At 73.6% G+C, this 16,477-nt stretch carries 14 protein-coding genes, 1 rRNA gene and 1 pseudogene; 3 read left to right on the forward strand and 13 right to left on the reverse strand.

Annotated features, from left to right (window positions below; translation table 11 throughout):
- Positions 1-125 precede the first annotated feature (125 nt).
- A complete protein-coding gene (locus ACIQ5Y_RS23015; RefSeq protein ID WP_403883401.1) occupies positions 126-1,745 on the forward strand; it encodes a PucR family transcriptional regulator in 1,620 nt (539 codons plus the stop codon).
- A gap of 537 nt (positions 1,746-2,282) precedes the next feature.
- Here the strand turns inward: ACIQ5Y_RS23015 and ACIQ5Y_RS23020 are convergent.
- From ACIQ5Y_RS23020 to ACIQ5Y_RS23040, 5 genes are all read right to left on the reverse strand, one after another.
- Positions 2,283-3,395: a glycosyltransferase family 4 protein gene (locus ACIQ5Y_RS23020; RefSeq protein WP_403883404.1), complete on the reverse strand. Its 1,113-nt coding sequence runs from the start codon at positions 3,393-3,395 to the stop codon at positions 2,283-2,285.
- A gap of 220 nt (positions 3,396-3,615) precedes the next feature.
- The gene (gene recN / locus ACIQ5Y_RS23025; protein ID WP_403883456.1) at positions 3,616-5,343 is read right to left on the reverse strand and encodes a DNA repair protein RecN; all 1,728 of its coding nucleotides are present in this window, start codon (positions 5,341-5,343) and stop codon (positions 3,616-3,618) included.
- Positions 5,344-5,451: 108 nt separating this feature from the next.
- Complete coding sequence (locus ACIQ5Y_RS23030; protein ID WP_403883407.1) at positions 5,452-6,360, reverse strand: NAD kinase; 909 nt, start codon at positions 6,358-6,360, stop codon at positions 5,452-5,454.
- On the reverse strand, positions 6,357-7,172 hold the full coding sequence (locus ACIQ5Y_RS23035; protein WP_403883410.1) for a TlyA family RNA methyltransferase: 816 nt from the start codon (positions 7,170-7,172) through the stop codon (positions 6,357-6,359). The genes ACIQ5Y_RS23030 and ACIQ5Y_RS23035 overlap by 4 nt, the downstream gene beginning before the upstream one ends.
- 7 nt (positions 7,173-7,179) lie before the next feature.
- A complete protein-coding gene (locus ACIQ5Y_RS23040; protein ID WP_403883412.1) occupies positions 7,180-7,425 on the reverse strand; it encodes a hypothetical protein in 246 nt (81 codons plus the stop codon).
- Positions 7,426-7,489: 64 nt separating this feature from the next.
- On the opposite strand from ACIQ5Y_RS23040, the gene ACIQ5Y_RS23045 reads away from it, so the two are divergent.
- Positions 7,490-7,837: an SCP2 sterol-binding domain-containing protein gene (locus ACIQ5Y_RS23045; protein WP_384735149.1), complete on the forward strand. Its 348-nt coding sequence runs from the start codon at positions 7,490-7,492 to the stop codon at positions 7,835-7,837.
- Between the two features lie 42 nt (positions 7,838-7,879).
- On the opposite strand, the gene ACIQ5Y_RS23050 is transcribed toward ACIQ5Y_RS23045, so the two are convergent.
- The 5 genes from ACIQ5Y_RS23050 to ACIQ5Y_RS23070 all read right to left on the reverse strand — a co-directional run bounded on the left by ACIQ5Y_RS23050 (position 7,880) and on the right by ACIQ5Y_RS23070 (position 12,542).
- Positions 7,880-8,200 (reverse strand): hypothetical protein, encoded by a 321-nt coding sequence (locus tag ACIQ5Y_RS23050; RefSeq protein WP_403883416.1) that lies wholly within the window; start codon positions 8,198-8,200, stop codon positions 7,880-7,882.
- A 234-nt stretch (positions 8,201-8,434) separates the two neighbouring features.
- A complete protein-coding gene (locus ACIQ5Y_RS23055) occupies positions 8,435-9,241 on the reverse strand; it encodes an ABC transporter ATP-binding protein (protein WP_403883419.1) in 807 nt (268 codons plus the stop codon).
- A gap of 17 nt (positions 9,242-9,258) precedes the next feature.
- The gene (locus ACIQ5Y_RS23060; RefSeq protein WP_403883422.1) at positions 9,259-10,305 is read right to left on the reverse strand and encodes a FecCD family ABC transporter permease; all 1,047 of its coding nucleotides are present in this window, start codon (positions 10,303-10,305) and stop codon (positions 9,259-9,261) included.
- Positions 10,302-11,360, reverse strand: a complete 1,059-nt coding sequence (locus ACIQ5Y_RS23065; protein WP_403883425.1) for a FecCD family ABC transporter permease — start codon at positions 11,358-11,360, stop codon at positions 10,302-10,304. The genes ACIQ5Y_RS23060 and ACIQ5Y_RS23065 overlap by 4 nt, the downstream gene beginning before the upstream one ends.
- Positions 11,361-11,504: 144 nt before the next feature.
- Entirely contained in the window at positions 11,505-12,542 is a 1,038-nt protein-coding gene (locus ACIQ5Y_RS23070) for an HAD hydrolase-like protein (RefSeq protein ID WP_403883427.1), read from the reverse strand.
- A 112-nt stretch (positions 12,543-12,654) separates the two neighbouring features.
- Here ACIQ5Y_RS23070 and ACIQ5Y_RS23075 point away from each other — a divergent pair, with 112 nt between their 5' ends.
- The gene (locus ACIQ5Y_RS23075) at positions 12,655-13,926 is read left to right on the forward strand and encodes a DUF1015 family protein (RefSeq protein ID WP_403883429.1); all 1,272 of its coding nucleotides are present in this window, start codon (positions 12,655-12,657) and stop codon (positions 13,924-13,926) included.
- Positions 13,927-14,010: 84 nt separating this feature from the next.
- Here ACIQ5Y_RS23075 and ACIQ5Y_RS23080 read toward each other — a convergent pair whose 3' ends face one another.
- The 3 genes and pseudogenes from ACIQ5Y_RS23080 to rrf form a co-directional block, all read right to left on the reverse strand.
- Positions 14,011-14,832: a tetratricopeptide repeat protein gene (locus ACIQ5Y_RS23080; protein ID WP_403883459.1), complete on the reverse strand. Its 822-nt coding sequence runs from the start codon at positions 14,830-14,832 to the stop codon at positions 14,011-14,013.
- A 504-nt stretch (positions 14,833-15,336) separates the two neighbouring features.
- Positions 15,337-16,227, reverse strand: a pseudogene (locus ACIQ5Y_RS23085) (hypothetical protein); the annotation flags it as partial.
- 159 nt (positions 16,228-16,386) lie between these two features.
- Positions 16,387-16,477 (reverse strand): 5S ribosomal RNA (gene rrf, locus ACIQ5Y_RS23090); the annotation flags it as partial.

Consider the following 16,477-nt stretch of genomic DNA (forward strand, 5'->3'; position numbering starts at 1 on the left):
ATCGGCACGCGGTCCGATAATCTCCTTGCAGAGAAGACGAGTTGTCGGTCCGGAAGAGGGGCAGAACGGGCTTTGTAACCGGTAGGTGATGTCTCCGGAACACGCGGCCCGGTAGCGTCCGCCACATGGACGACCAGGGCGGAATCACAGTTCAGCGGGCACTTGAGCTGCCGGGGCTGCGCAGCGGACTGCCGGAGGTGGTCGCCTGCGCCGACCGCCTGGGGCGCACCGTCCGCTGGGTGCACGCGGGCGAGGTGCCGAATATCGCCTCCCTCCTCAAAGGCGGCGAGTTGCTGCTGACCACCGGGCTCGGCCTCGGCACCCGGCCGGCCGAGCAGCGCGCCTTCGTACGCCGCCTCGCCGACCGGGGCATCGCCGCGCTGGTGGTCGAACTGGGCCCGCGTTTCACCCGGCTCCCGGCGACCATCCTGGAAACGGCCCGCACGGCCGGCCTCCCGCTCGTCCAGCTCCACCGGGAAGTCCCGTTCGTGACGGTGACGGAGGAGATCCACACCGAGATCGTCAACCACCACTACGCCCTCCTCCAGCGCGCCGAGGAGGTCCACCGGCGATGTACCGAGGCCCTGTTGGGCGGCGGGGGCATCCCGCAGGTGCTGCGGATCCTGGCCGGCTTCACGGGCAACCCGGTCTTCCTGGAGACCCCCGACGGCGCACTGCTGTACGCGGCCGGCAGCGGGGCGGCGGACACCGGCGCGGACCCGCTCCAGGTGTGGGAGGGGCTGCGGGGCCAGCGCGAGGCCGAGCCGGCCGGGAACACGGTGGTGATCGACGTACCGGGCGGGGGCCACGGCACGGGCTCGGTGCGGGCCCGGGTGGTCCTGGTCGGGGTCACGACCCCGCTGCTGCCGGTGCACCGGATGGCGGCGGAGCGCACGGCCGGGGTACTGGCCGTGGTCCTCATGCAGGCGCGGCAGGAGGAGGAGTTGGCGGCGCGCGGCCGGGGCGACTTCCTGACGGACCTCGCGGAGGGCCGCATCAGCGCCGACGACGCCCCGTCGCAGGCGCGCGTCCTCGGCTTCAAGCCGGGCCCGGGTCCCCTGCTCCCGGTCGTGATGCGGCTGGGCTCGGACCTCGGCCCGTCCGGGAACTGGGCGGTGCTGGCGCGCGCGGTCCTGGAGGAGCTGGCCTCGGTGGGCGTGCCGGTGCTGCTGGGCGTCCGTCCGGTGGAGGGCCGGGTGCCGCTGCTCGTCTCCCTACGGTCCGAGTCGGAGCGCACGGCGGTGGCGGACCGGGTCGCGGCCGCGCTGCGGGCGGGCGTGGAGCGGGCCGGGCTGGAGCGGGCCGTCGCCCCGCCGGCCGTGGTCGTGGGCGTGGCGGGCGGCTGGGCGGCGGCCTCGGCGGGGCTGCGGCACGCGGCGGAGACCGCCACGGCGGCCCATGGCCTGCCGGCCCGGCCCTGGTACGACGCCCGCCGCCTGGACATCGACCTGCTGCTGTGGCGGCTGCGCGAGCACCCCGACCTGGCGGCCTTCGTGGACCGCGCGATCGGGCCGCTGCGCACCCACGACACGACGTCCCGGCCCCCGCTCCTCCCCACCCTGGAGACGTACCTGGCCCACGCGGGCCGCAAGGCGGAGACGGCGCGCGAGCTCCACCTGAACCGGCAGACCCTGTACAACCGGCTGGCCCGCATCTCGGAGCTCCTGGGCACGGACCTGGACGACCCGGAAACGGTCCTCTCCCTGAGCCTGGCCCTCCGCGCCCGCCGCCATACCCCTTCCTGACGCGCCGCTCGCGCGCCTCGGCCGCAGGCGGCCTCCGCGGCTTCGCGCCGCTGCGGCGAACTCCGTCCGCCGATGCCCGGGCGGAGCCCCGCGCCGGGCCGGGACCGGTGTCCGCCTGCGGGCACCTGCCGCCGCGCCGGGCTCCGTTCATGGGCCTCCGGACCGGGGCCGGTGCCTGTCCGCGGGGCCCACCGCTGCACGGGGCAGTCCCCTACCCGCCCTTCCACCGTTCCCCGGGGCTCCGCCCCGGACCCCTGTACGGCGCTACCGCGCCCGCGCCTCAAGCGCCGGCGGGGCTGGAAGATTCAGCACGTCCGGCCTTCGAGGACCTGGGGTCCAGGGGCAGCGCCCCCGGCAAAGGCACCGCACACGACAACGCCGCCCGCTCGAAACCAGCCCCTCCGGCGTTTGAGGAGCGGGGGCACGGGGGCAGAGCCCCCGCAGCGGCGCCGCACATGACAGCGCAGCCCGGCCACATCCAGCCCCGCCGGCGTTTGAGGCGCGGGGCGTGGGGCGGGGCCCCGGATCCCTGGGCCGCTACCTCCGGCCGCGTTCCATCAGCTCGTCGTACACCGACAGGACCTGCGCCACCGTGTCGTCCTCCGACGGCCAAGACGCCGCCTGCGCCAGCCCGGCGGCGGCCAGCACCGCCCGCCGGTCCGGGTCCGCCAGCAGGCCGGTCACGGCAGAGGCAAGGGCGCCCGCGTCCCCCGGCGGGACCAGCACCGCGCCGTCCCCCACCAGCTCCGGCACTCCCCCCACCGACGTGGCCACCAAGGCCACCCCGGCCCGCAGCGCCTCCTGCGCCAGCGGCGCCCGCGCCTCCCACCGGCTCGGCAGCACCGCCACGTCCGCCGCCGCCAGCAGCCGCGCCGCGTCCCGGCGCCGGCCCAGCAGCCGCACCGGCAGGGCCTCCGCCTCGATCCGGCGGGAGAGTTCGGCCCGCAGCGGCCCCTCCCCCGCGATCACCAGCAGCGGCGCCGGGTCCAGCGTCCGCCATTCCCGTGCCGCGTCGAGCAGTACGGAGTACCCCCGGTGCGGCACCAGGCTGCCGACCGCGATGAGCAACGGCCGCTCCACCGCGCCCAGTTCCGCCCGCACCTTGTCCGGTTCCGTCACCGCGGAGCCCCCGGGCACGGCCACCGGCGACAGCCTCGCGTCCCGCGCTCCCCGCGCCCGCGCGAGGTCCACCTGATCGGAGGACGGCCCCAGCACCACCGCCGCCGCCCGGGCCACGTGACGTTCCAGCACCCGGCTCAGCCGCCCGAGCGCCCCGTCGACCACCGGGCCGTCCCCGTGCCAACTCACCACCAGCGGCACCCGGCGCCCCCGCAGGGCCAGCAGGGCGCGCGCGCCGGCCCGTACGCCGTGCGCGTGCACCACGTCCGCCCCCGCGCACGCCGCCCGCAGCACGCTCACCGCGTCGGGCGCGAAGTCCGCGCCCGCGCCGGTGAAGTCGTACTCCCCCTCCACCCGCACGGGCGCGCACACCGTGACCCCGACACCGCGCGCGGCGAGCCCCGTCGCGAGGGACCGTACGTGCGCGCTGCTGCCCGCGCCGGCGGCGCCACCGAGTACCTGGACGGTACGCAGCGGCGGCCGCCCGTAGGGCTGGGCCGGGACGGAAGCGGAGACCGGGGAGCTGCTCACGGGCCGGGGCTCCAGGATGAGGGGAGGAGTCAGAGACGTCGCCAAGAATGCCAGTCCGCACGCGCGTTCCGGGCCCATACGGGTGCGGATCCCGTACGAGATACCGCCGGACACCCCCGAGCCTCACCCACACGGGCTAGCCCGCGTCATCCCGGCGCCCGCTCCGACACGGCGAAGGGCCCGGAGCGCGTACGCACGCCCCGGGCCCCTCGGCCGTACGTCACGCGTCGGCGCGCGCCGCCGCCAGGAGTTCCTCGGCGTGCGCCCGCGCCGAGACCGAGTCCTCGTGACCGGCCAGCATCCGCGACAGCTCCCGGATCCGGTCCTCGCCCTCCAGCACGGTGACACCGCTCCTCGTCACGGACCCGTCGTTGGTCTTCTCGACCAGCAGCTGCCGGTCCGCGAAGGCCGCGACCTGCGGCAGGTGGGTGACGACCACGACCTGCGCCGACTTGGCGAGCTTGGCGAGCCGCCGGCCGACCTCGACCGCCGCCTTGCCGCCGACGCCCGCGTCGACCTCGTCGAAGAGGTACGTCGGCACCGGGTCGGAGCCCGCGAAGACGACCTCCACGGCCAGCATCACGCGCGACAGCTCACCGCCCGAGGCGCCCTTGGCGATCGGTCGCGGCTGGGCCCCGGGGTGCGGGGCCAGCAGCAGCTCGACCTCGTCCGTGCCCGAAGGGCCGTAGGCGACGGGGCGCCCGTCGACGTCCACTCCTTCGGGGTCCTCCACCTGCCGGATGTCGATGCTCACCCGTGCGTGCGGCATCGCCAGCGACGCCAGCTCGGCCGTCACCGCGGAGGCGAACCGCGTGGCGGCCTCCACCCGGGCGTCCGTCAACGCCTGTGCCAGCAGCGACAGTTCGGAGCGCAGTCCGTCCCGCTCGGCGGTCAGTTCCGTGATCCGCTCGTCGTCGCCGTCGAGTTCCAGCAGCCGCGTCGCGCCCTTCTCGGCCCATTCCAGTACGCCGTCCACGTCGCCCGTGGTGCCGTACTTGCGGGTGAGCTGGGTGAGCGCCGCCCGCCGCTCCTCCACCGCGGCCAGCCGCAGCGGATCGGCGTCCAGGTCGTCGGCGTAGCCCGCCAGCTCCCCGGCCACGTCGGCGAGCAGGATGCCCAGCTCCCCGATCCGTTCGGCGAGCGAGCCGAGCGTCGCCGGATCGTGGGAGCGTACGGATTCCAGCGCACGGTGGGCTCCCGCGACGAGCGTGTTCGCGTCGATGCCCTCCGGGTCCTCCGGATTGCCCGCGAGCGCGCCGTGCGCGAGCTGCGCCGCCGAGGCCAGCGATTCGGCGTGGCCGAGCCGCTCCGCCTCCGCCGCCAGCTCGGCGTCCTCGCCGGCCACCGGCTCGACGGCCGCGATCTCGTCCAGCCCGAAGCGCAGGAGGTCCGCCTCCTGGGCCCGTTCCCGGGCCCGGGTGGTGATCTCCTCCAGCTCGACGGCGACCGCGCGCAGCCGCCGGTAGGCGGCCCCGTACTTCTCCAGCGGGACGGCGACGGCGTCACCGGCGTACCGGTCGAGGGCCTGCCGCTGCCGGGCGGGCCTCAGCAGCCCCTGCTGGTCGGTCTGCCCGTGCACGGCGACGAGGTCGTCGGCGAGCTCCCCGAGCAGGCCGACGGGAACCGAGCGGCCGCCCACGTGGGCGCGCGAGCGCCCCTCGGCGGACACGGTCCGGCTGATCAGCAGGGCGCCCTCGTCCAGCTCGGCCCCGGCCTCCTCGGCGCGTACGGCCGCGGGGGCGTCCGGGCGCATGACGATGCGGCCCTCGACGACGGCGGCCTTGGCCCCGATCCGTACGAGGGCCGGGTCGGCGCGACCGCCGAGCAGCAGCCCGAGGCTGGTGACGACCATCGTCTTGCCCGCGCCGGTCTCGCCGGTCACCGCGGTGAATCCGGGCGACAGCTCGACCACCGCGTCGTCGATGACCCCGAGCGACCGTATCCGCATCTCCTCAAGCACGGGACGACCATACCGAGGTTTCACGGGTGCCATGTGACGTCACCCGCCCCAAGTTCTCCGAACGGATGTGCTATTAGCTACACGGTACGGAGCGGCTCAGTGGGGCGCCCCACGCCAACCCGACACCGGCAGCGCGAACTTCGCGACGAGCCGGTCCGTGAAGGACGCGTGGTGCAGCCGGGCGAGCCGCACCGGCACTTCCCCCCGCCGGACCTCGACCCGGGCCCCGGCGGGCAGCTCCAGCATCCGCCGGCCGTCGCACCACAGCACCCCGTGCGGGGTACCGGTCTGCACCTCCACCGCGAGCACCGAGTCCGGCGAGGTCACCAGCGGCTTCGCGAACAGCGCGTGCGCGCTGATCGGCACCATCAGCAGGGCCTCCACCTCCGGCCAGACCACCGGTCCGCCCGCGGAGAAGGCGTACGCCGTCGAGCCCGTCGGGGTCGCGCAGACGATCCCGTCGCAGCCGAACCCGGACACCGGGCGCCCGTCGATCTCCAGGACCACCTCGAGCATCCGCTCCGGGGACACCTTCTGGACCGCGGCCTCGTTCAAAGCCCAGTCCCGGTGGACCACGTCGCCGTTGGTCCGGACGATCACGTCGAGGGTCATCCGCTCCTCGACCTCGTAGTCCCGGCTCACCACCCGCTCCACGACCTTGTCCAGGTCGTCGCGCTCGGCCTCGGCGAGGAACCCGACGCGCCCCAGGTTGACGCCCAGCATGGGCACGCCCGAGGCCCGCGCGAACTCGGCGCCGCGCAGCAGCGTCCCGTCCCCGCCCAGCACGATCAGCAGCTCACAGCCGTCGAGCACGCCCGGGGTGCATTCCGCCACGAGCTCCACCTCGGCGGGCAGCGGCAGGTCCGCCGCCTCGTGCGCGAAGACCCGTACGCCGAGCCCGCACCGCAGCAGGCCCTTCACGACCAGCTCGGCACTGCGGATGGCCGCCGGCCGCCCGGTGTGCGCGAGCAGGAAAACTGTCCGTTCCCCCGATGAATCTGTCACTGCGGCCCCTCCGCCACTGCACGGTCGACATCCGACGGGTCGAGTGCCGGTGCCCCCGCCCGCAGCCACAGAAAGTACTCGACGTTGCCCGACGGACCGGGCAGCGGACTCGCCGTCACGCCGAGCACTCCGAGGCCCAGCTTCCAGGCCTGCGCCGCCACGTCCCGCACGGCCTCGGCCCGCAGCTCCGCGCTGCGCACCACACCGCCGCTGCCGAGGCGCTCCTTGCCGACCTCGAACTGCGGCTTCACCATCAGCACCAGATCCGCGTCGGGCGCGCAGCACCGCACGAGCGCGGGCAGCACCAGCCCGATGGAGATGAAGGACAGGTCTCCGACGACGAGATCCACCGGAATCCCGTCGATCAGCTCCACCGTCAGCTCACGGACGTTCGTCCGGTCCTTGACCGTGACCCGATCGTCGCTCTGCAGGGACCAGGCCAGCTGCCCGTAGCCGACGTCGACGGCCATCACGTGGGCCACGCCCGCCCGCAGCAGCACGTCGGTGAAGCCCCCGGTCGACGCCCCGGCGTCCAGCGCCCGGCGCCCCTCCACGAGGAGTCCCTGCGGCTGGAACGCCGCCAGCGCCCCCGCGAGCTTGTGACCGCCGCGCGACACGTAGTCCGGATCGCTGTCGTCTTGTCGCACCACCAGGGCCGCACTGGTCTCCACCTGGGTGGCCGCCTTGGTCGCGGTGGTGCCGCCGACGGTCACCCGGCCCGCGGCGATCAGCTGCGCGGCGTGCTCCCGCGAGCGGGCCATGCTGCGGCGTACCAGTTCGGCGTCCAGGCGGCGGCGTGCCACTCCTGCCACGTTCGGTTCAGCTCCTGTTTTCGTAAGGTACGGGGACGGGTGGTGCGTCCAGCGCGTCGAGCGCGTCGCGCAGTCCCCTGTGCACATCCTCGTACACCTCGACGTGCCCGTCCGCCGCGAGGTGGTCCGCGTCCGCCAGTCGCGCCAGGTGCGCGTCGACCGCGTCGTGCCCGGTGGGCGTCCGTACGAGCCCCAGCGGTGCGGCCCCGGCGGGCTCGGCGGGCGCGGCGGGCGCGCCCTCTTCGTCGTCCATGCCCAGACGCTACCCCGAAGCGCCCCACGACCACGCACGGCTCTGCGGTACCGTCGTGATCACGATGGCTACGATCGATGAGTGCCGAGCCGCACTCGACCAACTCTCCGAGAACCTCGCCGGCGCGGACGGCGGCGTCCGCGGCGCCGCCGCGCTGGACCGCTCCCTGAGCTGCCACATCACGGACCTCGACCGGACCTTCACGGGCCGCCTCGACGGCGGGCGGATCCGCGTGGACGCGGTCACCCCGGGCCCACCCGCGACGAAGGCCGAGATCCGCCTGGCGATGACGGGCGACGACCTGGTCGCCCTGGTGGCGGGCAACCTCAAGTTCGCCAAGGCCTGGACCTCGGGGCGAGTGAAACTGGAAGCGGGCTTCCGCGACCTGCTCCGCCTGAAGAGCCTCCTTTAGCCTCGACGTCCGCGGGCGCCGACGGCGCCCGGGGCGGCGGTGTCAGCCGTTTTCCCGGCCCGGCAGGAGCGCACCCTCCAGGAAGGCGTGATACGTCTCGACGGCCGCCGGCTCGATCTCAGGGCGGGATGGGCCGTAGCGGGTGTCGGTGCGGTCCCGCTTCGGCCCGGAGACCCAGAACTCCTCGCCGGTCTGCAGGTCGTAGAAGTTCGCGTCGGACATCCCCCCTGCCCGACGCAGCGTCCGCCCCTGGAAGTACGCGGTGCTCCAGGTCTTGGAAAAGTCCACCCACCCGATCCACGAGGGTCCGCAGTCGGTGTTGTAACCCGTCTTCAACTGCACGAACATGAGACGTCGAGGCATACGCCCAGGATCGCGGCCCGAGGGCACCCGTGACCATCGATTTTGCGGGCACCCCCGAGAAGGGGAAACAGCCCCGCCGGCGTGTGAGCCCCGGCCAGGGAAAAACAGCCCCGCCGGCGTTTGAGGCGCGGGGTCCGGGGCGGAGCCCCGATCTCTGAGCCGCACCCGTGGCGCGACACCAGCCACCCCCAGCCCCATCGGCGCCCGAGGCGCACGGCAGACGGCCCGCGCCCGCTACGCGACCCCGGCCCGGGAACGGGCACCCCTCGCCGCCGGCACCACCAACGGCGTCCCGGTCTCCGGATCGGAGATCACCCGGCAACGCAGCCCGAACACCCGCTCCACCAGCTCCGCCGTCACGATCTCCCCCGGCGCCCCCTCCGCCACGACCTCCCCACCCCGCATCGCGATCAGATGCGTGGCATAGCGGGCGGCGTGGTTCAGATCGTGAAGCACGGCCACCAACGTCCGCCCCTGTTCCTCGTGCAGCTCCGCGCACAGGTCCAGCACGTCGATCTGGTGCTGGATGTCCAGGTACGTGGTCGGCTCGTCCAGCAGCAGCAGCGGCGTCTGCTGCGCCAGCGCCATCGCGATCCACGCCCGCTGCCGCTGCCCACCCGACAGCTCGTCCACGGCCCGGTCGGCCAGCTCGGCGACCCCGGTCGAGGCCATCGACTCGCGCACGATCCGCTCGTCCTCCGGCGACCACTGCCGCAGCAGTCCCTGGTGCGGGTACCGCCCCCGCGACACGAGGTCCGCGACCGTGATCCCGTCCGGCGCGATCGAGGACTGCGGCAGCAGGCCCAGCGTCCGGGCCACCTTCTTCGCCGGCAACGACCCGATGGCCTGCCCGTCGAGCAGCACCCGCCCCGCCGTCGGCTTCAGCATCCGTGAAAGGGCCCGCAGCAGCGTGGACTTGCCGCAGGCGTTGGGGCCGACGATCACCGTGAAGGAGTTGTCGGGGATGTCCACCGAGAGGTTCTCGGCGATGACGCGCCCGTCGTATCCGAGGGTCACGTTCTCCGCGGTCAGCCGCTGCACTTGAGCACTCCTGAGGTTCATATACGTCCCGCCTTGCGCTCGGTGACGAGCAGCCAGAGCAGATACACACCGCCGACGAGTCCGGTCACCACGCCCACCGGGAGCTGGTCGGCGCCGAAGGCCCGCTGCGAGGCCCAGTCGGACACCAGCAGCAGCACCGAGCCCATCAGCGCCGCGGACAGCAGGTTCGCGCCGGGCGACCGGGTCAGCCGCCGTACCAGCTGCGGCGCGGCGAGCGCCACGAAGCTGATCGGCCCCGCCGCCGCGCTCGCCGCCGTCGTGAGCAGGATCGCCCCGAGCATCAGCAGCAGCCGCGTGCGTTCCACCCGTACCCCGAGGGCGTACGCGGCGTCGTCGCCCATCTCCATCATCCGCAGGGCCCGGCCCTGCGAGAGGATCATCGGGAAGAGCACCGCGCACACCCCGAGCAGCGGCCACACCTGCGCCCAGTCCCGGCCCGCCAGCGAGCCGGTCAGCCAGACCGTGGCGCGGGTGGCCTCGAACATCTGGGCCTTGGTGATCAGGTACTGGATCAGTGCCATCAGCATGGCGGAGGCGCCGATGCCGACGAGCACGAGCCGGTAGCCGTGGATCCCCCGCTTGTACGCCAGCAGGTACACGGCGATCCCGGCCAGCACCCCGCCGACCAGCGCTCCGACGGCCACCTCGGTGGCGTCGCCCTTGAACAGGACGATGGCGACGAGCGCACCGGCCGCCGACCCGTACCCGAAGCCGAGCAGGTCCGGTGAGCCGAGCGGGTTGCGGGAGACGGACTGGAAGACGGCCCCCGCCATTCCGAGGGCCGCGCCGACGAGCAGTGCGACCAGGACCCGCGGCAGCCGCAGGTCGTTGACTATGAAGTCGTTGGCGGGGCTGCCGTTGCCCAGCAGGGTCTGTACGACGTCCCACGGCGCGATCTGGAAGTCGCCGGTGCCGATGAGCAGCACGGCCAGCGCGAACGCCGCGACGGCGAGCAGCACCCCGACGCCCAGCGCACGCCGTTCGACGCGCAGGGAGATCCCGCCGGGGAGGTTCAACCGGCGGGCCTTGGCGGTCACGGTCACAGCTGGGCCATCCTCTTGCGCCGGACGAGGTGGATGAAGACGGGCCCGCCGATCAGCGCGGTGACGATGCCGACCTGGAGTTCGGCGGGCCGGGTGACGACCCGTCCGATGACGTCGGCGCCGAGCAGCAGCACCGGCGAGAGAACCGCAGAGTAGGCGAGCACCCAGCGCATGTCGGGGCCGGTGAAGGCCCGTACCAGGTGCGGGATCATCAGCCCGATGAAGACGATGGGGCCGCAGGCGGCCGTCGCCGCGCCGCACAGCAGGGTGATGGCGACCATGGCGCCGATCCGGGTCCGCGTCAGGTGGGCGCCGAGCGCCCGCGCGGTGTCGTCGCCCAGGGCCATCGCGTTGAGCGACCGACCCAGCGTCAGGGCGAGCACGGCGCCGGCCAGCAGGAACGGCGCCACCTGGCGGACGGTGTCCATGTTGGCCGAGGACAGCGAACCCACCGTCCAGAAGCGCAGCTTGTCCAGCGCCTTGCTGTCCATCAGCTGCACCGCGTTGATGTAGCCGACGAGGGCCGCGCTGGCCGCCGTACCGGCGAGGGCGAGGCGCACGGGCGTCGCGCTGCGGCTGCCACCGAGCACGTAGACGGCGACGGAGACGACTGCGGCGCCGAGGAAGGCCCACCACACGAACTCGCTCAGCGAGCTCGCCCCGAAGAAGCTGATCGCCGAGACGACGGCGGCGGCCGCGCCCGCGTTGACGCCGAGGATGCCCGGTTCGGCGAGCGGGTTGCGGGTCAGCGCCTGCATCACCGCCCCGGACAGGCCGAGCGCCAGCCCGACCATCAGCCCGAGCAGGGTGCGCGGGACCCGCAGGTCCCGCACCACCACGTCGGAGGTGGTCCCCGAGTAGTCGAACAGGCCGTGCCAGACCTCGTCGAGGGGCATCTGCTTGGCGCCCACGGCGATGCTCAGGACCGCGATCAGGGCCAACACCGCGAGGGCAGCGAGCAGACCGGCGACGCGGGGGGCATGCCGCGGGCGGGCGACGGCGTCCTGGACGGACGCCGTGCCCGGTTCGGGTTCGGGGGGACTCTCAACCAACACGCGAGTTAGGTTAGCCTACCCTGAACCAACCGGGATCACCCGAACGACCCCGGCCTGCCGACGGGACGCCCGGACTAGCGCGCCCCGCGGCGCCTGGCACGCGCGGCCGCCCTCCGGGCGACGACGGGAAATCGACGACGGGCCTCAGAGCCCCAGCCTGGCCAGCGCCTTCTCCGCGTCCAGGGCGCAGACCCCGTCCCTGGCCTCCGTCCAGGCCGCGGCGCACAGGGCCCGCAGCCCGTCGAGCGGATCCCCGCCCTCCCCACGCAGCTCCAGCACCCGGCCGTCCACCGCGACCGCGGTCCAGCCCCCGCAGCGGAAGCCCTCCCCGGCCGGCTCCACCTCCGGCTGGCCGGTCAGCAGCCCCCGCAGGTCCCGGTCCACGTACGTCGGCCTGTGCCGCGGCTCCGCCCGCACCAGTTGCGCCGCGTCCGTCACTCCCGTCAGCACCAGCAGCGAGTCCACCTCCCCGTTGAAGGCACCCTCGATGTCGGTGTCCAGCCGGTCCCCGACCACCAGCGGCCGCCGCGCCCCGGTGCGCAACACCGTCTCCCGGTGCATCGGGGGCAGCGGCTTGCCCGCCACCTGCGGCTCGGCGCCCGTGGCGATGCGTACGACCTCCACCGCGGCCCCGTTGCCCGGCGCGATCCCCCGCGCCCCCGGGATCGTCAGGTCGGTGTTGGACGCGAACCACGGCACCCCGCGGTTGATCGCGTACGAGGCCTCCGCGAACCGACCCCACGCCAGGTCGGGCCCCCCGTACCCCTGGACGACCGCCGCGAGCCCCTCCTCCTCGGCCGACTCCACCGGCACCAGGCCCCGCTCGCGCAGTGCGACCCGCAGCCCTTCCCCGCCGATCACCAGCACCTTCGACCCCGGATCCACCTGCTCCGCGATCAGCCGGGCCACCGCCTGCGCCGAGGTGATCACCTCGCCCGCCTCGGTCGGGATGCCCAACTCGCCCAGGTGCTCCGCGACGGCGTCCGGAGTCCGGAGCGCGTTGTTCGTTACATAGGCGAGGTGCATGCCCTCCGCGCGGGCGACCGCGAGGGAGTCCACGGCGTGCGCGATGGCCTCCCCGCCGGCGTACACGACGCCGTCGAGGTCGAGCAGAGCCGTGTCGTACGCCTGGTGCAGACTCCGCTCACTCGCCGCGGGACTGGTCCTGCTCTGCCGGGTCATCCTGTCCGCTCCTCCGGGGGCCCTCCCAGCGGTAACTGGGGGAGATCTCTCTTGTCCGATTCCGTACTCCCCCGATCATCCCGCATGGCGAGACGCGACTTACCATGCACCAATGACCTCTTCTGGCACCGCGGACCAAGGCCTGCGCCTGATCCCCTTCAACGGCCTGCGCTACGTCCCGGAGCGTGTCGGCAGCCTCGCCGCCGTCACCTCGCCGCCGTACGACGTGGTCGTGCGCCCGGACGGGGTCGACCACTTGGAATCCGCGGACCCGCACAACATCGTCCGCCTGATCCTCCCCCAGGCCGGCACCCCGGCCGCGCGCAACGAGCAGGCGGCGCGCACCCTGCACCACTGGATCGCCGAAGGCATCCTCAGCGCCGACCCCGAGCCCGCGCTGTACGTGTACGAGCAGCGCAAGGCCGGTCTGCTCCAGCGCGGGATCATCGGCGCCCTCGCCCTGTCCGCCGCCGAGGAGGGCATCGTCCTCCCCCACGAGGACGTCATGCCGGACGTGGTCACCGACCGCGCGGGCCTGATGCGGGCCACCGCCGCCAATCTCGAACCCCTGCTCCTCACCTACCGGGGCGACGACCCTGCGGCGGGCGCGGCGGCCGTCGTGGAACAGACGGCCCGGCGCGCCCCCCTCCTGTCGACGACCACCGAGGACGGCGTCCAGCACCGCCTCTGGGCCGTCACGGACCCGGCCGAACTGGCCGCCATGACGGCCGATCTCAGCCACCGCCAGGCCCTCATCGCCGACGGCCACCACCGCTGGGCCACCTACCTGCGCCTCCAGGAGGAGCACGGCTCCCCCACCGCGTGGGACTTCGGCCTGGTACTCCTCGTGGACACCGCCCGCTACCCCCTCCAGGTGCGCGCGATCCACCGCATGCTGCGCCGCCTCCCCGTCGCGGATGCCCTGGCCGCGCTCTCCGGCCGGTTCCGGCTCCGCCGGGTCGAGGGGCCGCTCCCGCTGGCCCTGGAGTCCCTCGCGGACGCCGCGGAGCGGGGCAACGCCTTCCTCCTCACCGGCGACGGCACCTTCCACCTGGTCACCGACCCCGACCTGAACCTCCTCGACCGCACGGTCCGGCACGACCGCCCCGAGGCCTGGCGCCGGCTGGACGCCACGGTGCTGCACGCGACCCTGCTCGACGCCTTGTGGCACGTCCCGGACACCCCGGACCAGATCACGTACATCCACGACGCCGCGGCCACCGTGGAACAGGCCGAGCGCCACGGCGGCACCGCGGTCCTGCTGCACCCCGTACGGGAGGAAGTCGTACGGGACCTGGCCCGCCAGGGCGTCACCATGCCCCGCAAGTCCACCTCCTTCGGCCCGAAGCCGGCGACGGGCCTGGTCCTGCGCGGCCTCGGCTGACCCCACTCCGGCCGTGCCCACTCGAAGGCATGAGGAAGGGCGGTACCCCGACCGGGGTACCGCCCTTCCTCACATCACCCTGCGTCAGCCCTTGTCGGCCTCGGCCTCGGCATCGGCGTCGGCCGCGGACTGCTCAAGCGGCTCGTACTCCTCGTCGTCCTCGTCGTAGTACTCGGTGACGTCGGCGGCGCGCTCGGCCGCGGCGATCTCCGCCGCGTCCTCGTCCTCCTCGTCCTCGTCCTCGTCGTCCAGGTCGACGTCGTCGGCCGGCTCGACCGCGGCGTCGACGAACTCGACACCGTCGATCTCGGCGAGACGGTCGGAGGCGTCGGTCGCCCCGTCCTTGTCGGCCTCGAGGGTCTTCGCGAACCACTCGCGAGCCTCGTCCTCACGACCGGCCGCCAGCAGGGCGTCGGCGTAGGCGTACCGCAGGCGCGCGGTCCAGGGCTGGACGCTGTTGGAGGCCAGCTCCGGGCTCTGCAGGGTCACGATGGCGGCGTCGAGCTGCCCCTGATCCCGCCGGGCACCGGCCGCGACGAGACGCATCTCGACCTGGCCGGCCTTGTCCAGCTTCTGCACCTCGGGCTCACCGGCCATCGCCAGCGCGCGCTCGGGGCGGCCGAGGCCGCGCTCGCAGTCGGCCATGACGGGCCACAGCTCGACGGAGCCGGTCATGCGCTTGGCCGCACGGAACTCCGCGAGGGCCTCGCTGTACTTCTGCGTCGCGTACGCGGCGAAGCCGGCGGCCTCGCGCACGGCGGCGACACGGGAGGCGAGCCGCAGGGCGATGCGCGAGTACGCGTACGCCTGCTCGGGGTCCTCGTCGATGAGCCGCGCGACCATGACCAGGTTCTTGGAGACTTCCTCGGCCAGGCCCTTGGGCAGGCTCAGGAGCTCCTGACGCACGTCGGCGTCGATCTCGAGGCCGGTGACGTCCTCGTCGATCGGAAGCCGCTTGACCGGGTCCCGGTCGCGGTCGCCACGGTAGTCGCGGTCGCCGCCACGGTCATCGCGACCACGGTAGCCACCGCGGTCGTCACGGCCGCCACGGTACCCACCACGGTCGCCACCGCGGTCGTCCCGGCGCGGGTATCCACCACGGTCGCCACCACGGTCATCACGGCGCGGGTAGCTCGGACGGTCGCCACCGCGGTCGTCACGACCGCCACGGAACCCACCGCGCTCGTCATCACGACGCGGGTACGAAGGACGCCCACCGCGCTCGTCGTCACGACGGGGGTACGAGGGACGCCCGCCGCGGTCATCGTCACGACGGGGGTAGCTCGGACGGTCGCCGCCACGGTCGTCACGACCGCCACGGAACCCACCGCGCTCATCATCACGACGCGGGTACGAGGGACGCCCACCACGCTCGTCGTCACGACGGGGGTACGAAGGACGCCCACCACGCTCGTCGTCACGACGGGGGTACGAGGGACGCCCACCCCGGTCGTCGTCCCGACGGAACGACGGACGGTCGCCCCCACGGTCATCACGACGCGGGTAGCTCGGACGGTCCCCACCACGGTCGTCACGACCACCACGGAACCCACCGCGCTCGTCATCACGACGCGGGTACGAAGGACGCCCGCCACGCTCGTCATCGCGACGCGGGTACGAGGGACGGCCACCCCGGTCGTCGTCCCGACGGAACGACGGACGGTCGCCACCACGGTCATCACGACGCGGGTAGCTCGGACGGTCCCCACCACGGTCGTCACGACCACCACGGAACCCGCCACGCTCATCATCACGACGCGGGTACGAAGGACGCCCGCCGCGGTCATCGTCACGACGGGGGTAGCTCGGACGGTCGCCGCCACGGTCGTCACGACCGCCACGGAACCCACCGCGCTCGTCATCACGACGCGGGTACGAGGGACGCCCACCCCGGTCGTCGTCCCGACGGAACGACGGACGGTCGCCCCCACGGTCATCACGACGCGGGTAGCTCGGACGGTCCCCACCACGGTCGTCACGACCACCACGGAACCCACCGCGCTCATCATCACGACGCGGGTAGCTCGGACGGTCGCCGCCACGGTCGTCACGACGGTAACCGCCGCCACCACCACTCGGACGGTCGCCACGGTCGTCACGACGGAAGCCACCGCCACCGCCACCGCCGGCGGGACGCCCACCGCGGTCATCGCGGCGGTAACCGCCGCCGCCACCGGCCGGCCGGCCGCCACGGTCGTCACGACGGAACGGGGGACGGTCGCCCCCACGGTCGTCACGGCCCCCGCGGTAGCCGCCCCTGTCACCGCCGTCGTTGCGCCGAGGCTCGCGCTCCGGACGATCGTCGGGATAGTTGGACATGGGTGTGACTCCTGTCTTCGGGGTACCGCTAGTCATTCTCGCGCAACCAACCCATGGCCGCGCTTCGGCGTAATTCGAGGCAAAACAAAAAGGACCCTTGGTCCAGCGTTGAACGCTGGACCAAGGGTCCTTTGAAAGATTGTTCGGCGGCGTCCTACTCTCCCACAGGGTCCCCCCTGCAGTACCATCGGCGCTGAAAGGCTTAGCTTCCGGGTTCGGAATGTAACCGGGC

The organism is Streptomyces sp. NPDC096339, from assembly GCF_044762985.1.
Taxonomy (GTDB): Bacteria; Actinomycetota; Actinomycetes; order Streptomycetales; family Streptomycetaceae; genus Streptomyces.